Source organism: Cyanobium usitatum str. Tous, assembly GCF_963920485.1.
Classification (GTDB): domain Bacteria; phylum Cyanobacteriota; class Cyanobacteriia; order PCC-6307; family Cyanobiaceae; genus Cyanobium_A; species Cyanobium_A usitatum_A.
On record NZ_OY986431.1, the window covers coordinates 1,872,956 to 1,893,108 of the forward strand.

Sequence of the window (20,153 nt, forward strand, 5' to 3'; positions counted from 1 at the left end):
GTCAGGCTAGGCGGATAGTTCGGTCTGGATCAGGGCAGCACCTCTGGCCAGCTCTGACGAATAAGCAGTAGCGAAAAGTAGGGCTGTTCATCGGCAGGCACCTCGGCCGCCGGCGCCAGTAGTTGGTCGGGCCAGCCCACCCGCTGGGCAAACAGGGCCCCTGGCAGCAGGTTGCGCTGCGCCAGCAGGGGCCGCACCCAGGCCCAGCGGTGGCCGAGCTTGAGCAGGGCCAGCACCGTGGCCGCTGCCGCCGCCTCAGTCAGCAGCGCCTCGAGCTGGGCCGGATCGTCGGGGGTGGGGCGAATCAGCAGGGCGTCCTGCTGCAGGGCCAGCGGCCAGGGCAACCCCTGGGAGGAGGCAGCGGCGGCGGCGGCGGCCACTGCCGTGATGCCGGGGATCACCGCCACCGGACAGCTGGGATGGCGCTCCGCCAGGGCCAACAGGGCGTAGGAGGCGCTGGCATAAAGGGAGGCGTCCCCCTCGCACAGCAACACCACGGCCTGGCCAGCAGCCACTTCTGCGGCCAGGGCCGCGGCGGCGGCATGCCAGGCCTGGCGGCGCGGCTCCGCCTCGCTCACCATCGGAAACAGCAGCGGTAGGCGCCGTTGCTCGGGGCCAATCCAGGGGGCGGCGATCTGGGCCGCCATTCCCTCCGCCTCGAGCCGGGCCACCGGGTAGGCGACCACCGCCGCGGCCCCAATTGCCCGCACCGCCGCCACGGTGAGCAGCTGCGGATCACCGGGGCCAACGCCAACCAGGGTGAGCCCTGCCTCAGGCGCCAGGGCTCCCGGAAATTCTGCCGAAAACACAATGGGCCTGCTGCAGCAGCCTTTCTAAGCTGGGAAAAGACCGTGATCTGGCCCGATGACTCTTCTGCAGGTATTTGGCACCGGCCCTGCCGCATCAGCCGCCCCAAAGCTAAGCAGCAGTGATCCGGCCACAATCGCCGCCACCCTGGCGCCATTGGGCATGGGCTTTGAGCGCTGGCAAGTTCAGGGCGGCTTGGCCCCGGATGCCGATCCGGCCGCGATCCTGGCCGTCTACGCCACCGAAATCGCCCGAGTGCAAGCCGGTGGGTCGTACCCCACGGTGGATGCGATTCGCCTCACGCCAAACCATCCCGACCGCCAGGCCCTGCGCCAGAAGTTTCTGGCCGAGCACACCCACAGCGAAGACGAGGTGCGCTTTTTCGTGGAGGGGCGTGGCCTTTTCTGCCTGCACATCGGTGATGCAGTGCTGCAGCTGCTCTGCGAAGCAGGCGATTGGATTTCCGTGCCCGCTGGCACGAAGCACTGGTTTGACATGGGTCCTGAACCCCATTTCTGCGCCCTGCGCTTCTTCAACAACCCGGCAGGCTGGGTGGCCGAATTTACTGGCGACCAAATCGCCGACCAATATCCCCGCCTCGACGAGTTAGCAACTTAGAGTTTGGATTGGAGCCGGAAAAAAGGAGTTACGGGTTTTCTTTCCAAATGACATTTCCGGCCAGCCATCTCTCCCCTCCTGAGCCCGAGAGGAATACGGAAGCTGCCAGCATGATCCGTCAAGTTGGCGATGACCTCAATTTTAGATTGCGTCAGCTGCACGAGCAATTATTAGAGCAAGTGCCGGACGTGGATCGCATCGCCTGCGCTCTCTACGAACCCAGCGATGACATGCTCAAAACCTTTGTGCATAGCACTCGCCAGGGCGAAGCCATCAAGGGATATGAGTTTCACCTTGCCGAAAGTGCCTCGCTTAGCGCCTTAGCAGCTAGCCGTAGCGTTCGGATTTTGGATGAAATCGCCGATGTCGTAAGCCCTGCCAATCCTCACTCCCAATGGCTCCTTAACGAGGGCTACCGCTCCTCCTTCACCGTGCCCCTATACGAGAGACAGGAGTTTATCGGCTTCCTTTTCTACGACTCATTAAAACCAGCTGCTTTCAGCAAAAAGGTTCAGCGCAGCTTGGAGGTTTACAACGCCCTGATCAGCCTGACAATTTCAAACGAATTAAATTTAGTTCGCTCGATCACCACATCGGCTCAGGTTGCTCGCGAATTTGCCAACCTGCGCGACTTTGAAACCGGCAATCACCTTGAGCGCATGGCTCATTACTCCCGCCTGATCGCCAGGGAGCTAGCCCCTCGCCACGACTTAAGCGATGAATACATTGAGCACCTTTATTTATTTGCACCATTACATGACATTGGCAAGATCGGCATTCCCGACAGCATTCTGCTCAAGTCCGGCGGTCTAAACCCCGAAGAGCGAGCCCTGATGAACACCCACGTTCAAAAGGGTATTGATGTGCTGGAGCGCATGATCGGCGAATTCGGACTAGACGCCCTGCCCGACTCCCAGGTGATGCGCAACGTGGTGGCCGGGCACCACGAGTGTCTCGATGGCAGCGGCTACCCCAATGGGCTTAAAGGCGCTGAGATTGCCCTAGAAGCCCGGATCATCGCCGTCGCCGACATCCTTGACGCCCTCACCAGTCATCGGCCTTACAAAGAGCCCTGGTCTGTGGAGGCTGCCATTGGTGAGCTGGAGCGCTTAGTGGAAAGGGGCAAGATCGATGGCGATTGCGTTCAGGCCTTGAAGTGCCATCTCCCGGAGGTCAACACCATCCGCGACCGGTTCAAAGACAGCTGAGCTAATGCTCCGGACTTAATCAAGCTGGAAAGGCTCTAGTCCCATGGTCGATGCCCTGATGGGCTTTCTGGGGTCGGTTTTGCTGGGCTGTCGCCGAAGTCAGCTCACCAGCTCAATCCCCACCGAGTGCATGCGCAGCCGCTGAGGATCGCTCAAATCCCCGCTCAGCGCCTGCGCTTCGGCCAGTGCCAGCTCCTGCAGCCGCTCCACCGTGGCCTGGCGGCCGAAGCGCTCTTCGCAGAGCAGCCAGTAGAGACCGAAATGGCGCGCTTCGCTGGCCAGCAGCTCGCCATACAGCGCCCGCAGCTCGGCATCGGGGCTATGGGCCGCCAGCAGGGCCATGCGCTCATGGCTGCGGGCCTCAATCAAGCCAGCCACCAAAAAAGAATCGAGCATGCGCTGGGGGTCGCCCTTGCGCACCTGGGCCGTGAGGGCCGAGCCGTAGGCCGGTGCCTGCAGGGGGCGCAGGGCTGCGCCGCGCCGTTGCAGCAGCAGCAGCACCTGCTCGAAGTGCTCCAACTCCTCCCGTGCCAGAGGGCTAAGGGCGGCCGCCAAGCCAACCTCGCTTGGATAACGGAACATCAGCTGCAGGGCTACGCCGGCGGCCTTGCGCTCGCAGTGGGCGTGGTCAATCAACAGCAGCTCTGGCTGGGCAATCGCCTGCTCCAGCCAGGCGGGGCTGGTGGGGGCCGCCAGCCACTTCACCCGGGCCATCAAGGCTGGGCTCGCAGGTGGGCCACCAGGCCCTCCAGGGCCAGGGTGTAGCTGAGCGGCCCAAAGCCACAGATCACGCCCAGGGCCTTATCAGCCAGGGTGGAATGGTGCCGAAACGGCTCGCGGGCATGGGTGTTGCTCAAGTGCAATTCCACGAAGGGAATCGCCACCCCCAGCAGGGCATCGCGCAGAGCAATTGAGCTGTGGGTGTAAGCGCCGGCATTGATCAAAATGCCATCCACGCTGCCACGGCCCTCGTGGATGCGATCCACCAGGGCGCCTTCATGGTTGCTCTGAAAGCAGCTGATCGCCGCCCCCAGGGCCTGGGCGCGACTCTCCAGCTCAGCGTTGACCTGATCAAGGGTCTGACTGCCGTAAACACCCGGCTCACGGGTGCCCAGCAGGTTGAGATTGGGACCGTGGAGAGCGAGCAGCTGCATGGAGTAGGTCGGCTGGTAAGTTCTTCGGGTGTGGTTCGGGTCGGTGCCCGAGTGGTTAATGGGGGCGGACTGTAAATCCGCTGGCTCTGCCTACGTTGGTTCAAATCCAACCCGGCCCACCTTCCACATGCCCTTGTAGCTCAGTGGTAGAGCACTCCCTTGGTAAGGGAGAGGTCACGAGTTCAAATCTCGTCAAGGGCTTACAAAAAGAGGGGCAGGCACCGCTCCTCAAGCACAGTGGTCTACCGGCTGCATCCTGGTTGACCCTCCGCTGCCTGATCGTGGAAGACCAGGTCATGTTCCTGCAGCTGCTTTGCAAAATGCTGCAAGGACTGCCCGGCTTGGAGGTGGTGGGTACGGCCACTAATTGCCACGACGGCTTTGAAGCCTGTCGCAAACTCCGCCCAGATGCCCTGATCCTCGATCTGGCCCTGCCCGACGGCGATGGCCTGGGGGTGGCCCGCTTCCTGCGGCTGCTCCAACCCGAAGCAAAGGCGCTGGTGCTCTCGGCCCAGGCCAGCAGCTTTGTGTGCCCGGAGGAGCTCGAAGCGATGCTGGTGGGAGTGGTGGATAAAACCTCCACCTACGAAACCCTGCGCAATGTGATCGAGGCCGCCCTGCTGCAGGAGACGCCCCAGGACGCCGAACCAAACGGGCCAGTGGCGGCGCTGACCCCACGCCAGCGGCAGATCTTCAGCCTGATTGGCCATGGCCTCAGCAATAAGGCGATCGCCCACGCCACCGGGCTGGCAGTTGCCACGGTGGAAACCCACCGCAAGGCCATTGCTCGCCGCCTTAACTGCAGCGGAGCTGAGTTGGTGCGCCGGGCAGCCCTGGATCTGGGCCCGGTGCCATGAGGGGTAGGGGACTGCGCAACCGAATCGTCTGGGCGACGACTCTGCAGCTGCTGCTGGTGAGTGGGGCGGTGGGCGGCTTGGCCTATTTCAGCGGCCAACGCGGTGGCTTTGGCCTGGCCGAGGCCTACCGCCAGCAAGACGCCATCACCGACCTTTCGGAGCAGCTCTCGGGCCGCCTGGCGGCACCGCAGCTGATCAACAGCCTCAACGTGCTCGCCATCCAGCAGGGCCAGCTCTCCTTAAACGACTTCGACGCCATGGGGCAGCGCTTCTGGAGTCAGATGCAGCTCTTCCCCGTGGGCTACATCAATTACGGCAGCGTTCGAGGGGAATTCCTCGGGGTGGAAAGGCTCGACAGCGGCGCCTTTGTGATCAACGAAGACGCGTTCGCCAGCCCCCTCGGCAAGGGCACGATGGGCGTCTACGCCATGGGAGCAAAGGGACAACGGGGCGCCCTGCTGGAGTCAATTCCTGGCATGACCGACAGCCACGAGGAGGCCTGGTACGTGGAAACGGTGAAGGCCGGCCAGCCCACCTGGAGCTCGATCTACCAGTGGGAAGACAAGCCCGAGGTGCTGGCGATTGCCTTTAATCAACCCCTCTACGGCCCTGGGCGCCAACTGCTCGGCGTCATCGGCGTCGACTTCGTACTCAGCCAGCTCAACACCTGGCTTAAAGAAGTCTGGAAAGACAGAAACGGCTTCGCCTTGATCGTGGAAAGAAACGGCATGGTCGTGGCCAGCTCCCGGCCTGGCCTGACCAGCACAGGCAGGGGCTCCACAACCAAACGCGTGCGGCTGGACCAACTGCCCGATCCCCTGGTGCAGGCCACCAACCGCCGCCTGCAGGAAGTGGGTGGCCTCGCTGCCCCCAGCTCCCTAGCCAGCACCCAGACCGTGCAATACAGGGGCAACACCTACCTGGTAGGCCTCCATTCCTGGGGCCAGGCGGAGAAGCTCGACTGGCTGCTGATCACAGCCCTGCGCTCAGATCAGATCGTGCAGGCCAGTCAGCGCCATGCCCTGATCGCCCTGCTGCTGAGCCTGGGGGCGGTAGCCACCGCGGTGGTGGTGACAATCCGGGTGAGCGACTGGCTGCTGGCGCCGCTAGAGCTGCTGCGCCGGCGCTGCCAGAGCGCCTCCGAGCAGGTGGGCCAGGGGGACGCAAATCTTGTATTTGAAGCAGGGCTGCCCAAGGGCAGCGCCAGAGAGATAGAGGCCGTTTCCCAGGCGTTCGGAGCCCTGGTGGAGCGGCTAACCCAGGCCCGGCGACAACTCGCTGAAGCCATCGAGCGGGAGCGACTCAAGGACGCCCAGACCGTGTTGGTGCTGGAAGACAAGCTCAAAAGCAGCCTGCAGGCCGCAGCCGTGGCCCACGAAATCAACCTGCCCCTCAGCACCCTGCTACTGAACAGCAAATTGCTGCTGGAGCAGCAAGAAGCTCACCTGCCCACCAACCTGAACGAGCATCTCCAGGCGATCGCCAGCAACGCCGATGAGGTCGTAACGACGATTGAAAAGATGCGCAGCCTGCTGCGCAACGTGCAGACCCACCACCGGCGACTCAACCTGGCCAACGTGGCCCGCAGCGCCCTGCTCTACGCAGGCCCGAGCCTCAAGGCCGCAGGCATCACGGTGCAGCGCGAGGGCCTCGAAGCCAGCCTGGCGGTATTGGGGGACGCGGCCCAGATCCAGATAGCCGTGGTCAATCTGCTGCGCAATGCCCTTGAAGCGCTGGAAACAGCCGGCCCTGCCGCAGCCACCCCCGCCACCATTGCGGTGCGGCTGCAAAGCGAGGGCGACGCGATTGTGCTCAGCGTGGCCGACAACGGCCCGGGGTTCCAGGCACCGCAAACGGCCTTAACCCCACTGGAAACCAGCAAGGCCAGTGGCAGTGGCCTGGGCTTGTTTGTGGTGCAAACCACCATGGAAAACCATCGCGGCTCCCTGGCCATCGGGCGCTCCAGCCTGGGCGGCGCCGAAGTGCGACTGATTTTTCCCGCCGCTCCTTCCCTACCTATTACTCAATAGGGGGCAGGAGGTTACTCAATAGGGGGCGTGAGGTTACCCAATAGGGGGTAGGAGGCGATTGGTGGGCAGGCACAAATTCATAAGGTCGCCACTCTGCGCAGTAGAAGAATGCGCGACATCCTGCTCGACGGATTGCCAGTTCTGGATCTGCTGGAGATCACTGCCAGCACTTCGGTCGTGGCGGCCCTGACCAACTGCGACCAAAGCTCCGTTTCGCGCCTGCACCGCCGCGTTAGCGATCAGCTCGGCCTGGATTTCCGCAAAACCAACGGCCACTACCGGGCCCACGCCAACCACGCCGTTTTGGGCTCCCTGCGGCAAGCCTCCCAGCTGCTGCGCCTCGGCCGGGGCCAGCTGCAGCTGCAGTGGCAGGGCACCCCCCGGGATGTTCAGGCTCTCCAATCGATCGGCGACCGCGCCCTGGAGCTGGTGCGCGAGCGGGTGCTGGATCTGGCCGTGATCAATGGCCTCGATACCCTGCCGCCGGGCTGGGAGGACAGCCGCAAACCCTTTGCCTTCTTCGATCTGGTAGCCATTGGTCTGGTGCGTTACCCAATCCAGCCCAGCTGCAGCGGCACCAACCTCGATGCGGTGGTGCTGCGCCGGGAGCATTTGGAGCAGCCGGCCGTGCAGGCCTTGATCAGCCAAATCCGCGCCATATACCTGCGGGAGTTCGCGCAATTGCCAGAGCTGGCCTGGCTCTGAGCAGCCGAAGCCTCACTCAATTTGCCAGCTTGGGTTGACACGCAGCCCGCCCCTTGAGCTCCGCCCCAACCGCCACCCCGCTGCTTGCCACGCCGATCGCAGCGATGCGGGCACCCGTCAGCACGGGCCTCACCCGCAGCCTGGCCTGGCGGCTGGAGCAGCTAGATCGCCTGGAAGGCCTGTTGCGCGATCAGGAGGCGGCAGTGCTCGAAGCCTTGGCGGCCGACTTAGGCAAACCGCCCCTCGAGGCCACCTTTGAGCTGATAGCGGTGCGTCAGGAGCTGACCCTCACCCGGCGCCAGCTGAAGCGCTGGATGGCACCGCGGCCGATTGGGCTGGATCTGGCCCTGCGGCCCGGCCAAGCCTGGGTGCAGACCGAACCCCTTGGCTGCGTCTTGATCATCGGCCCCTGGAACTACCCATTCCACCTCTGCCTGCACCCGCTGGTGAGCGCCCTGGCGGCGGGCAACACGGCCGTGCTCAAGCCCTCAGAACATGCTCCCCACATCTCCGCACTCCTGGCCCGCTGCCTACCCCTGGCCTTTCCAGCCGAGGTGGTGCAGGTGGTCACCGGCGATGGGGCCGTGGCAGCCGAGTTGCTGGAGCAGCAGTTTGACCACATCTTTTTCACCGGCGGCGGCCGGGTGGGCCGGCTGGTGATGGCCGCCGCCGCCCGCCATCTCACCCCCGTGACCCTGGAGCTGGGCGGCAAGAGTCCGGCGATCGTGCTTGCCGATGCCGACATCGCCACCAGCGCCAAGCGCCTGGCCTGGGGCAAGGGGCTCAATGCTGGTCAAACCTGCATCGCTCCCGACCACCTGCTGGTGCAACCAGCCGTGCGGGAAGCGCTAGTGGCAGCTATCGCCGCCGAATGGCAGCGCTTCTATGGCAGCGATCCCCTCGCCAGCGAGGACATGGGCTGCATCGTCAATGAAGTCCAGTTCCAGCGGCTGGAGGCCCTGCTGGCGGGGGCCCGCAGCCGCGGCCAGGTGCTGGCGGGGGGGCGCAGCGATCCCAGCCGCCGGCGCATCGAACCCACCTTGGTAGCGATCGAATCCGGCGACGATCCGCTGATGCAGGAGGAGCTGTTTGGCCCAATCCTGCCCGTGCTGGCAGTAGCGAACCTGGAAGCGGCCCTGGCCGAGGTGAGGGCGAGGCCCAAGCCCCTTGCCCTCTATTTGTTTAGCCACGATCGAGCCGCCCAGCAGCGCACTCTGGACACCACCAGCTCCGGTGGCGTCTGCTTCAACGATGTGGTGATGCAGGCGGGTGCGGCGGCCCTGCCCTTAGGCGGCGTCGGCGAAAGCGGCATGGGCAGCTACCACGGCGAAGCTGGCTTTCTCACCTTTTCGCACCGGCGCACGGTGCTGCGGCGCCCCTTCTGGCTGGATCTGCCCTTCCGCTACCCCCCCTATGCGGGCAAGTTGGCCCTGGTCAAGCGGCTGCTGGGCTAACTGGGGCACGGCGATTGGGGGGCGAAGGCAGGGCGATCAGCAGCTTTGATGCGCCGAAAGCAATCCGGGGACTGGATGGGACGAGACAACGCCCTTAACGTTCCCGTACCTATACGTGGTGCCGATGCGTCGCTCCCTTGCCGCCCTGGCCCTAGCGGTGGTGTTGCCCTTCCCGGGTCTTGCCCCTGCCGCAGCCCTGGCAAACGTGGTGGTGAAGCCAGGCGAAACCCTCTCGGAAATTGCCGACCGCCACGGCGTCAGCCTCACGCGACTGATGCAGGCCAATGGCATCAGCAACCCAAACGTGATAACTGCGGGCCAGAGCCTGCGGCTGCCAGGTAGTAGCACAGCTGCCGCTGGGAGTGCCCGGGGCGGCAGTATCACCGTCCAGCCCGGAGACACCCTCTCCGACATCGCCGATCGCCAGGGGGTCAGCCTCAACCAGTTGATGCAGGCCAACGGCATCACCAACCCCAACATGGTGGTGGCAGGCCAGAAGCTTGTGCTGCCTGGATCTCGCCGGGCAACGGCCGCCGCCGCTCCGCGAGCCCTGCCCACCGCTCCTTACACGGTTAAAAGCGGTGAAACCCTTTCAGAAATCGCCGATCGCTTCGGCACCAGCACCGAGCGACTGATCAAGATCAACGGGATCAGCAATCCAAATCTGGTGGTGGCGGGAACACGCCTGGCCATCCCTGGGCGTCCCTCCTCATCGGCCGCCCCCCGCAACGCCAAGGAACACGTGGTGCGCAGCGGCGAAAGCCTCTCCAGCATCGCCGGCCGCTACGGGCTGCCGGTTGAGCGGCTGGTTGCCATCAACAAAATCGACGACCCCGATCTGGTGGTGTCCGGCACCCGCCTGAAACTGCAGGCCCCGCCTCCCGTGAAGGCCACTCCAAAGCCAGCAGCCCAAGCAAAGCCCAAGCCCAAACCCAAGCCTGCGGCAACGCCAGTGGCAAAGACAACGCCAGTTGCAACGCCAGCCCCTAAACCCACTCCCCAGCCCACACCCAGCGTTCAACAGGCCACACAACAGCCCGTGCAACAGCCCGTTCAACAGCCCGTTCAACAAAGCGTGCAACCCGCCGCAAAACCAGTGGTTCTGGCGGCGGCCCAGCCCAAAATCCAACCCACTCCCAAGCCCTCAGCTGTCGTTGCCACGCCGATCGCCAAAGCCTCAACCACTCCGACTACAGCAACCACCTCTCCCGCCAGCCGGCCGAGCACTGGCAGCAAGCCCAGCAGCAGCAAGCCTCAGGGGCCCGACTGGCGCAGCTACGGCCCGCTGCAGGTGGACTGGGCCAACTGGCAACCTATGGGGGGCAGTTTTGTCGCCCCAACCCTCAATGGCGATGGCAAGCCCGTTTATCTGGCGGTCAACTGCGGAGCCCGCAAGCTCAATGCCACCAGCCAATCAGGCCAATGGAAGAGCTGGGATGCACCCCAGAGCGACTTTGAGGAGCAGCTAATCAGCGATATCTGTAAGGCCCGGGCCAGCTAATCCAACCGGCTAGCCAACGGCCACCCATCAGGCAGCCCAATCAGGCAGCCCAGTGGAGTGGCCAGGGCTGGCGCACGTAGCGCCGGCCCGAGGCGCGCAGATAGAGCCGCTGGGCACCGTCATCACTTTCGCTGAGCAATTCCTCCTGGGCCAGCCGCCGCAGCAGCCACCCCCAGCTCGCTTGTTGCTGCTGTCGCTGCTCAGCCGACACGGCCGATGCCAGCTCCTCAGCCAGGTTGCGTAGATCGCGGCCAGGACGAAGCTCCAGCACCTCCAGCGCCTGGTGCGCCTCAACAGACCAATCCCGACTTTCACGGGGGTTGCGGCAGTTGTCGCAGCGGCCGCAGGCAGCCGCCAGTTCCCCTACGGCCAGCAGCAGCGCCTGCTCCCGGCAGCCCTCGCCCTCCGCCACCGCTTCCATGCGCCGCAATTGCTGCTGGGCCAGCTCCAGCCGTTGCTGGTCCTGCTGGCGCTGGGCCCCCACGCCCCGAATTGCCCAGCCCAAGCTGGTGCGATCAGCCGGGTCGTAGAGCACCAGGCAGCGCGCCAGTTCCCCATCCCGACCGGCCCGGCCCGATTCCTGCAGGTAGCCCTCCGGACTGGCCGGCAGGTCCAGGTGCAGCACTAGTCCCACATCCGATCGATCCACTCCCATGCCGAAGGCCACGGTGGCCACCAGCACCGGCCGCGGCTGCAGCTGGAAATGCTCCAAGGCCAGCTGGCGGCTTTCGGGGTCCATGCCGGCGTGATAGGCGATCGCCTCCACCCCGACCCCGGTCAAGCGAGCTGCCCATTGCTCCACCGAGCGGCGAGTGCGCGCATAGATCAGCACGGCGCCCCGGGATGCCCCCAGCTCCGCCAGCACCAGGGGCAGGGGATCGGGCGGGCGCACCTGCATGCCGTACACCAGGTTGGTGCGGCGGGCAGAACGCACCTGGATCAGCGGTCGCCGCAGCTGCAGCAGACGAATGATGTCGGCCCGCACCTGGGGGGCTGCGGTGGCGCTGAGCGCCACTAGGGGCACCCCGGGGCACTGAGCCCGCAATTGGCCTAGGCGGCGGTAGTCGGGGCGGAAATCATGGCCCCAAGCGCTGATGCAGTGGGCCTCGTCCACCGCCAAGGCCACCAGCTGGCCGCTCTCGAGCACGTCATCGAGCAGCTGGCGGGTGGCTTCCCCCTGCAGCCGCTCCGGGGCCAGATAAAGCAGCCGCAGCCTGTGATCGCGCAGCCGCTGCAGCAGCTGGCGCCGCTCCGGCAAGGCCAGGCCGCCATGCAGGCAGGCGGCAGGGATGCCTCGGCGTTGCAGCTGGCTCACCTGGTCCTGCATCAGGGCAACCAGCGGTGAAATCACCAGCACCAGCCCACCACGCACCAAGGCGGGCAGCTGATAGCAAAGCGACTTGCCCCCGCCGGTGGGCAGCACCGCCAGGCAGTCCTGGCCGGCCAGCAGGGCCTCCACCACCGGCCGCTGACCGGGACGGAACTCGGACCAGCCAAAATGGCGCTCCAGGGCCAGCGCCAGGGGATCAGCGGGGCCAGAAGGCAATTGGGCCCTAGCAGTAGTGCTCACCGACCATAGCGACCACCAGATGCGGTGTTAGGGGCCGGTCATGGCAGGGGTGGTGTTGGTAGGGGTGGTGGCGGCAGCTGCTCCGGCGACTCCTCCACTAGTTGCAAGCGCACCCGCTTACCCCCCGCCAGCTCCCCCAGGGACACCCGCAGGGTGCTGCCGCTGAGCGACTGCAAGGCAGTGAGCAGTTCGCGCAGGTGGGGCGTGCTGCTGCCGCTCTCCACCCAGAGGCGCTCCTGCAGGCCCCCGAGCCGCCGCCAGCTGGTGTGCAGCTTCAGCACGGCACTCTCCAGCGCCTGGGCCTGGCCCACCGCATCGGCCAGCAAGCCCAGGGCATCGAGTCGTTGAGCCTCCTGCAGCGCCTTATCGAAATCCAGGTCCCCCTGCTGAAAAGCCCGCACCGCCAGAGCTGCCTCCGCCGCCTTGCTCAACCAGCGGGCCGTGCAGGTCACCTCCTTGACTCGCTCCAGCTCCGGCTCCTCGCGCAACACCCTGCGCAGGTCCTCCTGCTGATCTTCAGGCAGCTTGGCCAGCTCCTTGACCAGGGGAGCCACAGCCCGCGGTGGCAGGAGATTGTCAGCTGTGCGCTGGCGGATCTCCTCGGGCAAAAGGGGGCTGGTGGCAGCTGTGAACTCATCACTGAGGCGACGCACCTGCTTGCGGGTGATCTGCTGACCCTCATTAGCCGCCTCGCTGATCATCTGCTGCACCTCTGGATCGGCCTGGGCCGTCTCCAGAAAGGCCCGCTTCGAAAAATTGTTGACGCTGGTTTCCTCAAGCAGGCCGCCACCCACCAAGCTCTCAGCCGACTCAGCCAGCTGGATCAAGGTGTAGGCCCGGGTCTTGCTGATCTCCCGCTCCCGCAGCCATTGCAGGAAACCCGTGCCTCGTCCCTCGCCGCCACGCTTTTCCCGGTCCCGCACCGCCGCCAAAATCCGCCCTCGCCAGATTTCGGTCTGCAGGTCGAAGCGATCGCACACGGCCCAGGCTTCTTCAAGCCTGGCCAGAAATTCCATCGTGCTGATGGTGTCGCTTTCGGGGTCGGGCAGCTCGAGGTTGAGCACCGGCGGCGCCGGGACCTCCATCGGGTCCATGGCCATGGGAAGGGACGCTCTGCTGTGCTGTCGATGGTGCCATGGGCAGCCAACCTCTCACCAAGGGCGACGAATCGTGACGCCCTTGGTGAAGCCCACCGCCTGCGCGGGTATCTTCGCTCTGGCAGCCACCCGATCTACAGCGCAGCGATGGCAATCTCCCGCGGCGACAAGGTACGCATCAAGCGCCCCGAGTCTTACTGGTTCAACGAAGTCGGCACCGTCGCTTCGATCGACACTTCCGGCATCCGCTACCCCGTGGTAGTTCGCTTTGAAAAGGTGAATTACAACGGCTACAGCGGCTCTGAAGGCGGCATCAACACCAACAACTTCGCCGAAAGCGAACTCCACAAGGCCTGAAGCTCTTCAGCCTCTTGGAATCCAAGTTCCGGGAAGCTTTCCAGGCCTCTCTAAAGCCCGTGCGACTTTTGGTTGCGCGGGCATTTTGCTGGGCAAGCGCCTAAGCCAATGCCGGAATTACCCGAAGTTGAAACCGTGCGGCGGGGTCTCGAGCAGCAGACCCAGGGCTTTGAGATCAGCAGGGTTGAGGTGCACCGGGCTAGAGCCATAGCCAGCCCGGCCACCCCCGCCGCATTCGCTGCGGCCTTGTGCGGTTGCCGAGTTGGCGCCTGGTCGCGACGCGGCAAGTATCTGATGGGCGAGCTCAGTCGAGGGGGTAAGGAGGCTGGCAGCTGGGGCGTGCATTTGCGCATGACCGGCCAATTCCTTTGGCTGGAAACCCCGAAACCGGCCTGCTCCCACACCCGCGTGCAACTGTTTGCTGCCAGCAACCAGGAGCTGCGCTTCGTAGACACCCGCAGCTTCGGCCAGATGTGGTGGGTACCCCCCGGCCAACCGCTGGACTCGGTAATCACGGGCCTGGGGCGGCTGGGCCCCGAGCCCTTCAGTCCAGCCTTCAACTCGGCCTACCTGGCCGAGCGGCTGCGGGGTTCGAGGCGTCCAATCAAAAATGCCTTGCTAGATCAAGCGCTGGTGGCAGGGGTGGGCAACATCTACGCCGATGAGTCCCTGTTTGCTGCAGGAATTCGGCCCGCCACCGCCAGCGGCAGCCTTGGCGTGTCCCAGCTGGAGCGCCTACGCCAAGCCCTGGTGGAGGTGCTGGAAACCAGCATCGGCGCCGGCGGCACAACCTTCAGCGACTTCCGCGACCTCAAGGGCAACAACGGCAATTACGGCGGCGTGGCCTGGGTCTACAGGCGCGGTGGTGAACCCTGCCGCCGCTGCCACACCCCCATCCAACGGGAGAAACTCGGCGGGCGCAGCAGCCACTGGTGCCCGAGCTGCCAGCATTGAACCAACCGCAAGCTTGCGTGAATACCACCGCATCACAAACAGCCGAATTAGCCCAACAGCTCAGCGCGACGATGGCCGCTATTCATCGCCGCGGTTGGTGCGATGGCACAGGAGGCAATTTCAGCTGCGTTCTGCGGTGGCAGCCCCTGGAGTTGCTGATGGCCCCTAGTGGGGTGGATAAGGGCAGCGTCGCTCCCGAGCAACTGATCGTGGTTGATGCTGCTGGGGCAGTGCTAAAAGGCGCCGGGCGGGCCAGCGCCGAAACGGCCGTACACCTGGCCCTGGTGGAGACCTGTGGAGCCGGTGCGGTGCTGCACACCCATTCCCAAGCGGGCACCCTGCTGTCCCAGCACTACGCCACCAAAGCAGGGGTTGCCTTCCTTGTGCTCCAAGACCTGGAGATGCTTAAAGGACTTGAAGGTGTAGCCACTCACGCCACCAGCGTCTCAATTCCAGTACTGGGTAACGATCAGGATCTGGTACGACTGCGCGGCAAGGCAGAACCCCACCTCGCGGCAGCGCCCTATGGCCTACTGATTGCGGGCCATGGCCTCTATGCCTGGGGCAAGGATCTAACGACAGCTCGAAGACATCTCGAGATTCTGGAGTTTCTGCTGGAGCAGCACTGGCGCCAACTATTGCTTCAGGGGCTAAGCGCTAGGCAGCACGGCAGGGCAGTTGTGCAACGGCATGGCGTGAGCCATGTGCTGCTTGACATTGAGGGCACCACCTGCCCGGTGAGTTTTGTCTCAGACACCCTTTTCCCCTATGCAGCCGAACATCTCGGCAGCTTTTTGAACGAGCACCACAAGGACCCGCAGGTTCAGGAATTGCTTGCCGAAGTAGCAAAAGCCTGGGCCGAAGATCCAGACCCCGAAGCTCAGTCAATTAGGCAGAAGAGGGGATCAACAGGTAGCGATGATGTAGTGAGCTACTTGCTTTGGCTAATCGGCAAAGACCGCAAGCTCGCGCCACTCAAAGAGCTGCAGGGGATGATCTGGGATATTGGCTATCAAGCCGGCAAGCTTCAGGGTCCCCTATTTGAAGATGTACCAGGCGCTCTACGGCAGTGGCATGCAGCCGGACTGCAATTGGCGGTCTATTCGTCTGGATCAGTTGGAGCCCAACAGCTGATCTACGGATACAGCAGTGGTGGGGATTTAAGAGGGATGTTTGGCCACTGGTTTGACACCCGCATTGGCGGCAAGCGTGACCAGAGCAGCTACACAAAGATTGCGGGGGCGCTTGATGTTCCAAGCCACCAAATTTTGTTTATAAGTGACACCCTGGCCGAATGCGAAGCGGCAGCGGCCAGCGGCATGCAGGTGCTGCTCAGCATCCGGCCAGGCAATTCGGAGCAAGAGGTGAGTCGATTTGAGAGGATCAGCTCATTCCAAGAACTGGAGCTAAATCCATGAACCAAGGCATTCAGGATATTGATGCCAAAGCTGAGGCGGAGACAAACGAGCAGCAGTTGATTAGCCTCAACCAAACCCTGCTTGAAAGCGTAGTCAGCGGTGATTGGCTCACCTATGCCAGCCATTGCAGCGTGGACCTCACCTGCTTCGAAGCAGAGACCAACGGAGTGCTTGCAGAAGGTCTTGCCTTCCACCAGTTCTATTTCGACCTACCAGCAGCAGCGCCAAGCGGCCCTCCAGCCCCCATACAGGTGAGCATGGCCAGACCCCATATCCGCTGGATCAGTGCCGACGCGGCCGTATTGAGCTACACCCGTCTCACCCAGAAAATGGTCGACGGAGCAGCGGTAACCGCTAGCTGCTGCGAGACCCGTGTTTGGCAGAGAATCGATGGCAGCTGGAAACACGTCCATGCGCATCGTTCCTGAAAGTCATTACCCAAGCAAAAGCTTAACCAACAAAAAAGCCACCCCTAAGGGTGGCTTTTGAGTCAACTGACACATCCTCTTTCAAGAGAATGCAGCAGTTGATTGGGATGAATGTTTTACCTGGCATCGAGCTATTTTCTCAGGGGGCTGCCCCCCAAATATCGTTGCCGCTGCAGCGTTTCACAGCCGAGTTCGAGATGGATCGGAGTGGGTCCACTGCGCCATGGACACCAGGATAGTGTTCATCCTCAGGTTGAACCCTGAGAACTACATAGGTAAGACAAACACTCAACCTTACGGTCAGATGATTGTGAACTGGAAACAAGCTTTTGTTTAGAGCCTGAGTTTTGGTCAAGCCCTCGGTCTATTAGTACTCCTCTGCTTCACGCATTACTGCGCTTCCACATAGAGCCTATCAACGGGTGTTCTTCCCGTGACCTTACTGGCTAACGCCATGGGAATACTCATCTTGAGGTGGGCTTCCCACTTAGATGCTTTCAGCGGTTATCCACTCCGCACATGGCTACCCAGCGTTTACCGTTGGCACGATAACTGGTACACCAGAGGTGCGTTCCTCCCGGTCCTCTCGTACTAGGGAGAAATCCTCTCAATATTCCTGCGCATGCACCGGATATGGACCGAACTGTCTCACGACGTTCTGAACCCAGCTCGCGTACCGCTTTAATGGGCGAACAGCCCAACCCTTGGGACCGACTTCAGCCCCAGGTTGCGATGAGCCGACATCGAGGTGCCAAACCTCCCCGTCGATGTGAACTCTTGGGGGAGATCAGCCTGTTATCCCTAGAGTAACTTTTATCCGTTGAGCGACGGCCCTTCCACGCAGAACCGTCGGATCACTAAAGCCGAGTTTCCTCCCTGTTCGACTTGTAGGTCTCACAGTCAAGCTTGCTTCTGCTTTTACACTCGTCGGCTGATTTCCAACCAGCCTGAGCAAACCTTTGCGCGCCTCCGTTACCTTTTAGGAGGCGACCGCCCCAGTCAAACTGCCCACCAGATACTGTCCAGTCCCCGGATAACGGGTGACTGTTAGAACCCTAGCTCTGAAAGAGTGGTATCTCACCGTTGGCTCACAACAACCCACAAGCTGTTGATCAAAGCCTCCCACCTATCCTGCGCATTCAGAGCCCGGGCACAATACCAAGCTACAGTAAAGCTTCATAGGGTCTTTCTGTCCGGGTGCACGTAGTCCGCATCTTCACAGACAATTCTATTTCGCCGAGCCTCTCTCCGAGACAGCGCCCAGATCGTTACGCCTTTCGTGCGGGTCGGAACTTACCCGACAAGGAATTTCGCTACCTTAGGACCGTTATAGTTACGGCCGCCGTTCACCGGGGCTTCAGTCGCTAGCTTCGCTTACGCTGACCAGCTTCCTTAACCTTCCGGCACTGGGCAGGCGTCAGCCCCCATACATCGTCTTGCGACTTAGCGGAGACCTGTGTTTTTGGTAAACAGTCGCCTGGGCCTCTTCACTGCGACCACCTTGCGGTGGCACCCCTTCTCCCGAAGTTACGGGGTCATTTTGCCGAGTTCCTTAGAGAGAGTTACCTCGCGCCCCTCGGTATTCTCTACCACCCCACCTGTGTCGGTTTCGGGTACAGGCCATGATGCCTTAACGGGTATAGGGCTTTTCTTGGAAGCATGACGTCACCAACTTCGCTGCCGTAGCAGCTCGCACTCACGCCTCAGCTCAAACCGTTTTCGCCGGTTCTCAACGCCTCGAACGCTTGGACCAGTAACCAACATCTGGCTTGGCTAGCCTTCTCCGTCCCCCTTCCCAAAACATCACAGGTACAGGAATGTTGACCTGTTGTCCATCGACTACGCCTTTCGGCCTCGCCTTAGGTCCTGACTAACCCTCCGCGGACGAGCCTGCCGGAGGAACCCTTAGGGTTTCGGGGCATGGGATTCTCACCCATGTTTTCGCTACTCAAGCCGACATTCTCACTTCCATGTAGTCCACGCCCGCTTACGCTAACGCTTCACCCCGCATGGAACGCTCCCCTACCATCGGAATCAATTAAGACTCAAATCCGCAGCTTCGGTACAATGCTTAGCCCCGTTCATTTTCGGCGCAGGATCGCTCGACCAGTGAGCTATTACGCACTCCTTTGAGGATGGCTGCTTCTAGGCAAACCTCCTGGTTGTCTGGGCAATCCCACCTCCTTTATCACTCAGCATTGATTTGGGGACCTTAGCTGGCGGTCTGGGCTGTTTCCCTTTCGACCATGGAGCTTATCCCCCACAGTCTGACTGCCTAGTTACACACAGGGTATTCAGAGTTCGTATCGATTTGGTACCGCTCTCGCAGCCCGCACCGAAACGGTGGCTTTACCCCCCTGCTGGAGCACTAGACGCTACGCCTCAACGTATTTCGGGGAGAACCAGCTAGCTCCGGGTTCGATTGGCATTTCACCCCTAACCACAGCTCATCCGCTGATTTTTCAACATCAGTCGGTTCGGACCTCCACTTGGTATCACCCAAGCTTCATCCTGGCCATGGTTAGATCACCCGGGTTCGGGTCTATAAACACTGACGATCGCCCTATTCAGACTCGCTTTCGCTATGGCTCCACCATTCCCGGTTTAACCTGCCAGTGCCTATAAGTCGCCGGCTCATTCTTCAACAGGCACACGGTCACCCGATTAGTCGGGCTCCCATTGCTTGTAAGCTCACGGTTTCATGTTCTATTTCACTCCCCTCCCGGGGTTCTTTTCACCTTTCCCTCGCGGTACTGTTTCGCTATCGGTCACACAGGAGTACTTAGCCTTACGAGGTGGTCCTCGCAGATTCACACGGAATTTCACGTGCTCCGTGCTACTCGGGATACAGCTAGGCCAACTTTGTTTTCGAATACGGGGCTTTCACCCTCTGTGGCGCGCCATTCAAACGCTTCTTCTAACTCCGTTGGTCCACGTTGCTGTCCCACAACCCCGATGCTCGGAAGCATCGGTTTAGGCTCTTCCCCGTTCGCTCGCCGCTACTCAGGGAGTCGTTTTTACTTTCCTTTCCTCCAGCTACTAAGATGTTTCAGTTCGCTGGGTTGGCTCGTGCCGCCCTATGGATTCAGGCGGCCGTTCTAAGGGTTGCCCCATTCGGAAATTCCCGGATCAAAGCGTGTTTCCAGCTCCCCGAGACTTATCGCAGGTAACCACGTCCTTCATCGCCTCTGTGTGCCAAGGTATCCACCGTGAGCCCTTTGTAGCTTGACCAATTTCAACTCCCAGTCCTTCAGGCTGTTGAGGCCTATTCTCTCTAGATTCACCTACAATCAACACTCAAATCTCTTTGAGTATCTCCTGCGGTTTGAATGCCAGGATCAAACTCCCAAACCCTCGGCGGGCTCAGAAGAAAACTGGAAGCTCTCGGCTCTAAAAACTCAATAGAATTTTCTTGATACCAACTTTAAGCCTTATCCATTGCTGGATAAAACTCAAGCTAGAATCAAGCATCCATGAGATGCTTTATTTCCAGACTTTACCTATGCAGTTGTCAAGGTTCTGCTGACATTCAAACAGCCCTGTCTCCAGGGCAAGGTTGAATCCAGCGTCTTTTCAACCAAACTAATCAACCAGACATCTGATTAACTCGGAAAGAATGAAAAGAAGCTGAAATCTTCAGCGAACAACAGTCAAGATCACAATCACAGCTAAACTCCTTACTGCAATACTTGCAGTTACAGATTGAGGGATGAGCATCATCATTGGATGGAGGTTAGCGGACTCGAACCGCTGACATCCTGCTTGCAAAGCAGGCGCTCTACCAACTGAGCTAAACCCCCAAACACGAATGGGCCATCCTGGACTTGAACCAGGGACCTCACCCTTATCAGGGGTGCGCTCTAACCACCTGAGCTAATGGCCCAGGAGCTCTCGCCGCAACCTAGCTCGCCTTTCGGCTTGCCAGATCAAACACAAATAAAAAAATTAGTGTTCTCGGCTTTACCCGCTGTGGGGTGACCTAGACAAAGTTTAGG

Annotated in this window: 16 protein-coding genes, 4 tRNA genes and 2 rRNA genes; 13 read left to right on the forward strand and 9 right to left on the reverse strand. The window is 61.8% G+C overall.

Features of this window, described 5'->3' with window-relative positions:
* Positions 1 to 29: 29 nt before the first annotated feature.
* The gene (gene cobI, locus U9970_RS10130) at positions 30 to 809 is read right to left on the reverse strand and encodes a precorrin-2 C(20)-methyltransferase (RefSeq protein WP_322764130.1); all 780 of its coding nucleotides are present in this window, start codon (positions 807 to 809) and stop codon (positions 30 to 32) included.
* A 55-nt stretch (positions 810 to 864) separates the two neighbouring features.
* Between cobI and U9970_RS10135 the strand changes: the two genes are divergently transcribed.
* Positions 865 to 1,425 carry a 1,2-dihydroxy-3-keto-5-methylthiopentene dioxygenase gene (locus U9970_RS10135; RefSeq protein WP_322764131.1) on the forward strand — a complete coding sequence of 187 codons (561 nt, stop codon included), beginning with the start codon at positions 865 to 867 and terminating at the stop codon, positions 1,423 to 1,425.
* 110 nt (positions 1,426 to 1,535) lie between these two features.
* The gene (locus U9970_RS10140; protein ID WP_322764132.1) at positions 1,536 to 2,633 is read left to right on the forward strand and encodes an HD-GYP domain-containing protein; all 1,098 of its coding nucleotides are present in this window, start codon (positions 1,536 to 1,538) and stop codon (positions 2,631 to 2,633) included.
* 99 nt (positions 2,634 to 2,732) lie between these two features.
* Here the strand turns inward: U9970_RS10140 and miaE are convergent, their stop codons facing one another.
* Together miaE and aroQ are read right to left on the reverse strand one after the other, a co-directional pair.
* On the reverse strand, positions 2,733 to 3,347 hold the full coding sequence (gene miaE, locus U9970_RS10145) for a tRNA-(ms[2]io[6]A)-hydroxylase (RefSeq protein WP_322764133.1): 615 nt from the start codon (positions 3,345 to 3,347) through the stop codon (positions 2,733 to 2,735).
* The gene (gene aroQ, locus U9970_RS10150; RefSeq protein ID WP_106502002.1) at positions 3,347 to 3,787 is read right to left on the reverse strand and encodes a type II 3-dehydroquinate dehydratase; all 441 of its coding nucleotides are present in this window, start codon (positions 3,785 to 3,787) and stop codon (positions 3,347 to 3,349) included. The genes miaE and aroQ overlap by 1 nt, the downstream gene beginning before the upstream one ends.
* Before the next feature lie 37 nt (positions 3,788 to 3,824).
* Here aroQ and U9970_RS10155 point away from each other — a divergent pair.
* From U9970_RS10155 to U9970_RS10185, 7 genes are all read left to right on the forward strand, one after another.
* Positions 3,825 to 3,906 (forward strand) — tRNA-Tyr (locus U9970_RS10155).
* 10 nt (positions 3,907 to 3,916) lie between these two features.
* A tRNA-Thr gene (locus U9970_RS10160) sits at positions 3,917 to 3,988 on the forward strand.
* A 59-nt stretch (positions 3,989 to 4,047) separates the two neighbouring features.
* A complete protein-coding gene (locus U9970_RS10165) occupies positions 4,048 to 4,644 on the forward strand; it encodes a response regulator transcription factor (RefSeq protein ID WP_322764134.1) in 597 nt (198 codons plus the stop codon).
* Complete coding sequence (locus U9970_RS10170) at positions 4,641 to 6,674, forward strand: sensor histidine kinase (RefSeq protein ID WP_322764135.1); 2,034 nt, start codon at positions 4,641 to 4,643, stop codon at positions 6,672 to 6,674. Before U9970_RS10165 ends, U9970_RS10170 begins: the two co-directional genes overlap by 4 nt.
* Before the next feature lie 108 nt (positions 6,675 to 6,782).
* On the forward strand, positions 6,783 to 7,379 hold the full coding sequence (locus tag U9970_RS10175) for a hypothetical protein (RefSeq protein WP_322764136.1): 597 nt from the start codon (positions 6,783 to 6,785) through the stop codon (positions 7,377 to 7,379).
* Between the two features lie 104 nt (positions 7,380 to 7,483).
* Positions 7,484 to 8,833: an aldehyde dehydrogenase family protein gene (locus tag U9970_RS10180; protein ID WP_322766105.1), complete on the forward strand. Its 1,350-nt coding sequence runs from the start codon at positions 7,484 to 7,486 to the stop codon at positions 8,831 to 8,833.
* 124 nt (positions 8,834 to 8,957) lie between these two features.
* The gene (locus U9970_RS10185) at positions 8,958 to 10,334 is read left to right on the forward strand and encodes a LysM peptidoglycan-binding domain-containing protein (protein WP_322764137.1); all 1,377 of its coding nucleotides are present in this window, start codon (positions 8,958 to 8,960) and stop codon (positions 10,332 to 10,334) included.
* 40 nt (positions 10,335 to 10,374) lie between these two features.
* On the opposite strand, the gene U9970_RS10190 is transcribed toward U9970_RS10185, so the two are convergent.
* On the reverse strand, positions 10,375 to 11,904 hold the full coding sequence (locus tag U9970_RS10190) for a RecQ family ATP-dependent DNA helicase (RefSeq protein ID WP_322764138.1): 1,530 nt from the start codon (positions 11,902 to 11,904) through the stop codon (positions 10,375 to 10,377).
* A 38-nt stretch (positions 11,905 to 11,942) separates the two neighbouring features.
* Positions 11,943 to 12,998: a hypothetical protein gene (locus U9970_RS10195; RefSeq protein ID WP_322766106.1), complete on the reverse strand. Its 1,056-nt coding sequence runs from the start codon at positions 12,996 to 12,998 to the stop codon at positions 11,943 to 11,945.
* Between the two features lie 150 nt (positions 12,999 to 13,148).
* On the opposite strand from U9970_RS10195, the gene U9970_RS10200 reads away from it, so the two are divergent.
* The 4 genes from U9970_RS10200 (at position 13,149) to U9970_RS10215 (ending at position 16,158) form a co-directional block, all read left to right on the forward strand.
* Positions 13,149 to 13,358, forward strand: a complete 210-nt coding sequence (locus U9970_RS10200; protein WP_322766107.1) for a photosystem I reaction center subunit IV — start codon at positions 13,149 to 13,151, stop codon at positions 13,356 to 13,358.
* A gap of 108 nt (positions 13,359 to 13,466) precedes the next feature.
* Complete coding sequence (locus tag U9970_RS10205) at positions 13,467 to 14,312, forward strand: DNA-formamidopyrimidine glycosylase (RefSeq protein ID WP_322764139.1); 846 nt, start codon at positions 13,467 to 13,469, stop codon at positions 14,310 to 14,312.
* A 71-nt stretch (positions 14,313 to 14,383) separates the two neighbouring features.
* The gene (gene mtnC / locus U9970_RS10210) at positions 14,384 to 15,730 is read left to right on the forward strand and encodes an acireductone synthase (protein ID WP_322764140.1); all 1,347 of its coding nucleotides are present in this window, start codon (positions 14,384 to 14,386) and stop codon (positions 15,728 to 15,730) included.
* Positions 15,727 to 16,158, forward strand: coding sequence for a DUF4440 domain-containing protein (locus U9970_RS10215; RefSeq protein WP_322764141.1), 432 nt, complete (start codon positions 15,727 to 15,729; stop codon positions 16,156 to 16,158). The genes mtnC and U9970_RS10215 overlap by 4 nt, the downstream gene beginning before the upstream one ends.
* Before the next feature lie 118 nt (positions 16,159 to 16,276).
* Here the strand turns inward: U9970_RS10215 and rrf are convergent.
* From rrf to U9970_RS10235, 4 genes are all read right to left on the reverse strand, one after another.
* Positions 16,277 to 16,393: ribosomal RNA gene (gene rrf / locus U9970_RS10220) — 5S ribosomal RNA — on the reverse strand.
* Between the two features lie 112 nt (positions 16,394 to 16,505).
* Positions 16,506 to 19,389 (reverse strand): 23S ribosomal RNA (locus tag U9970_RS10225).
* Between the two features lie 496 nt (positions 19,390 to 19,885).
* A tRNA-Ala gene (locus U9970_RS10230) sits at positions 19,886 to 19,958 on the reverse strand.
* 9 nt (positions 19,959 to 19,967) lie between these two features.
* Positions 19,968 to 20,041, reverse strand: a tRNA-Ile gene (locus U9970_RS10235).
* Between the last annotated feature and the right edge of the window lie 112 nt (positions 20,042 to 20,153).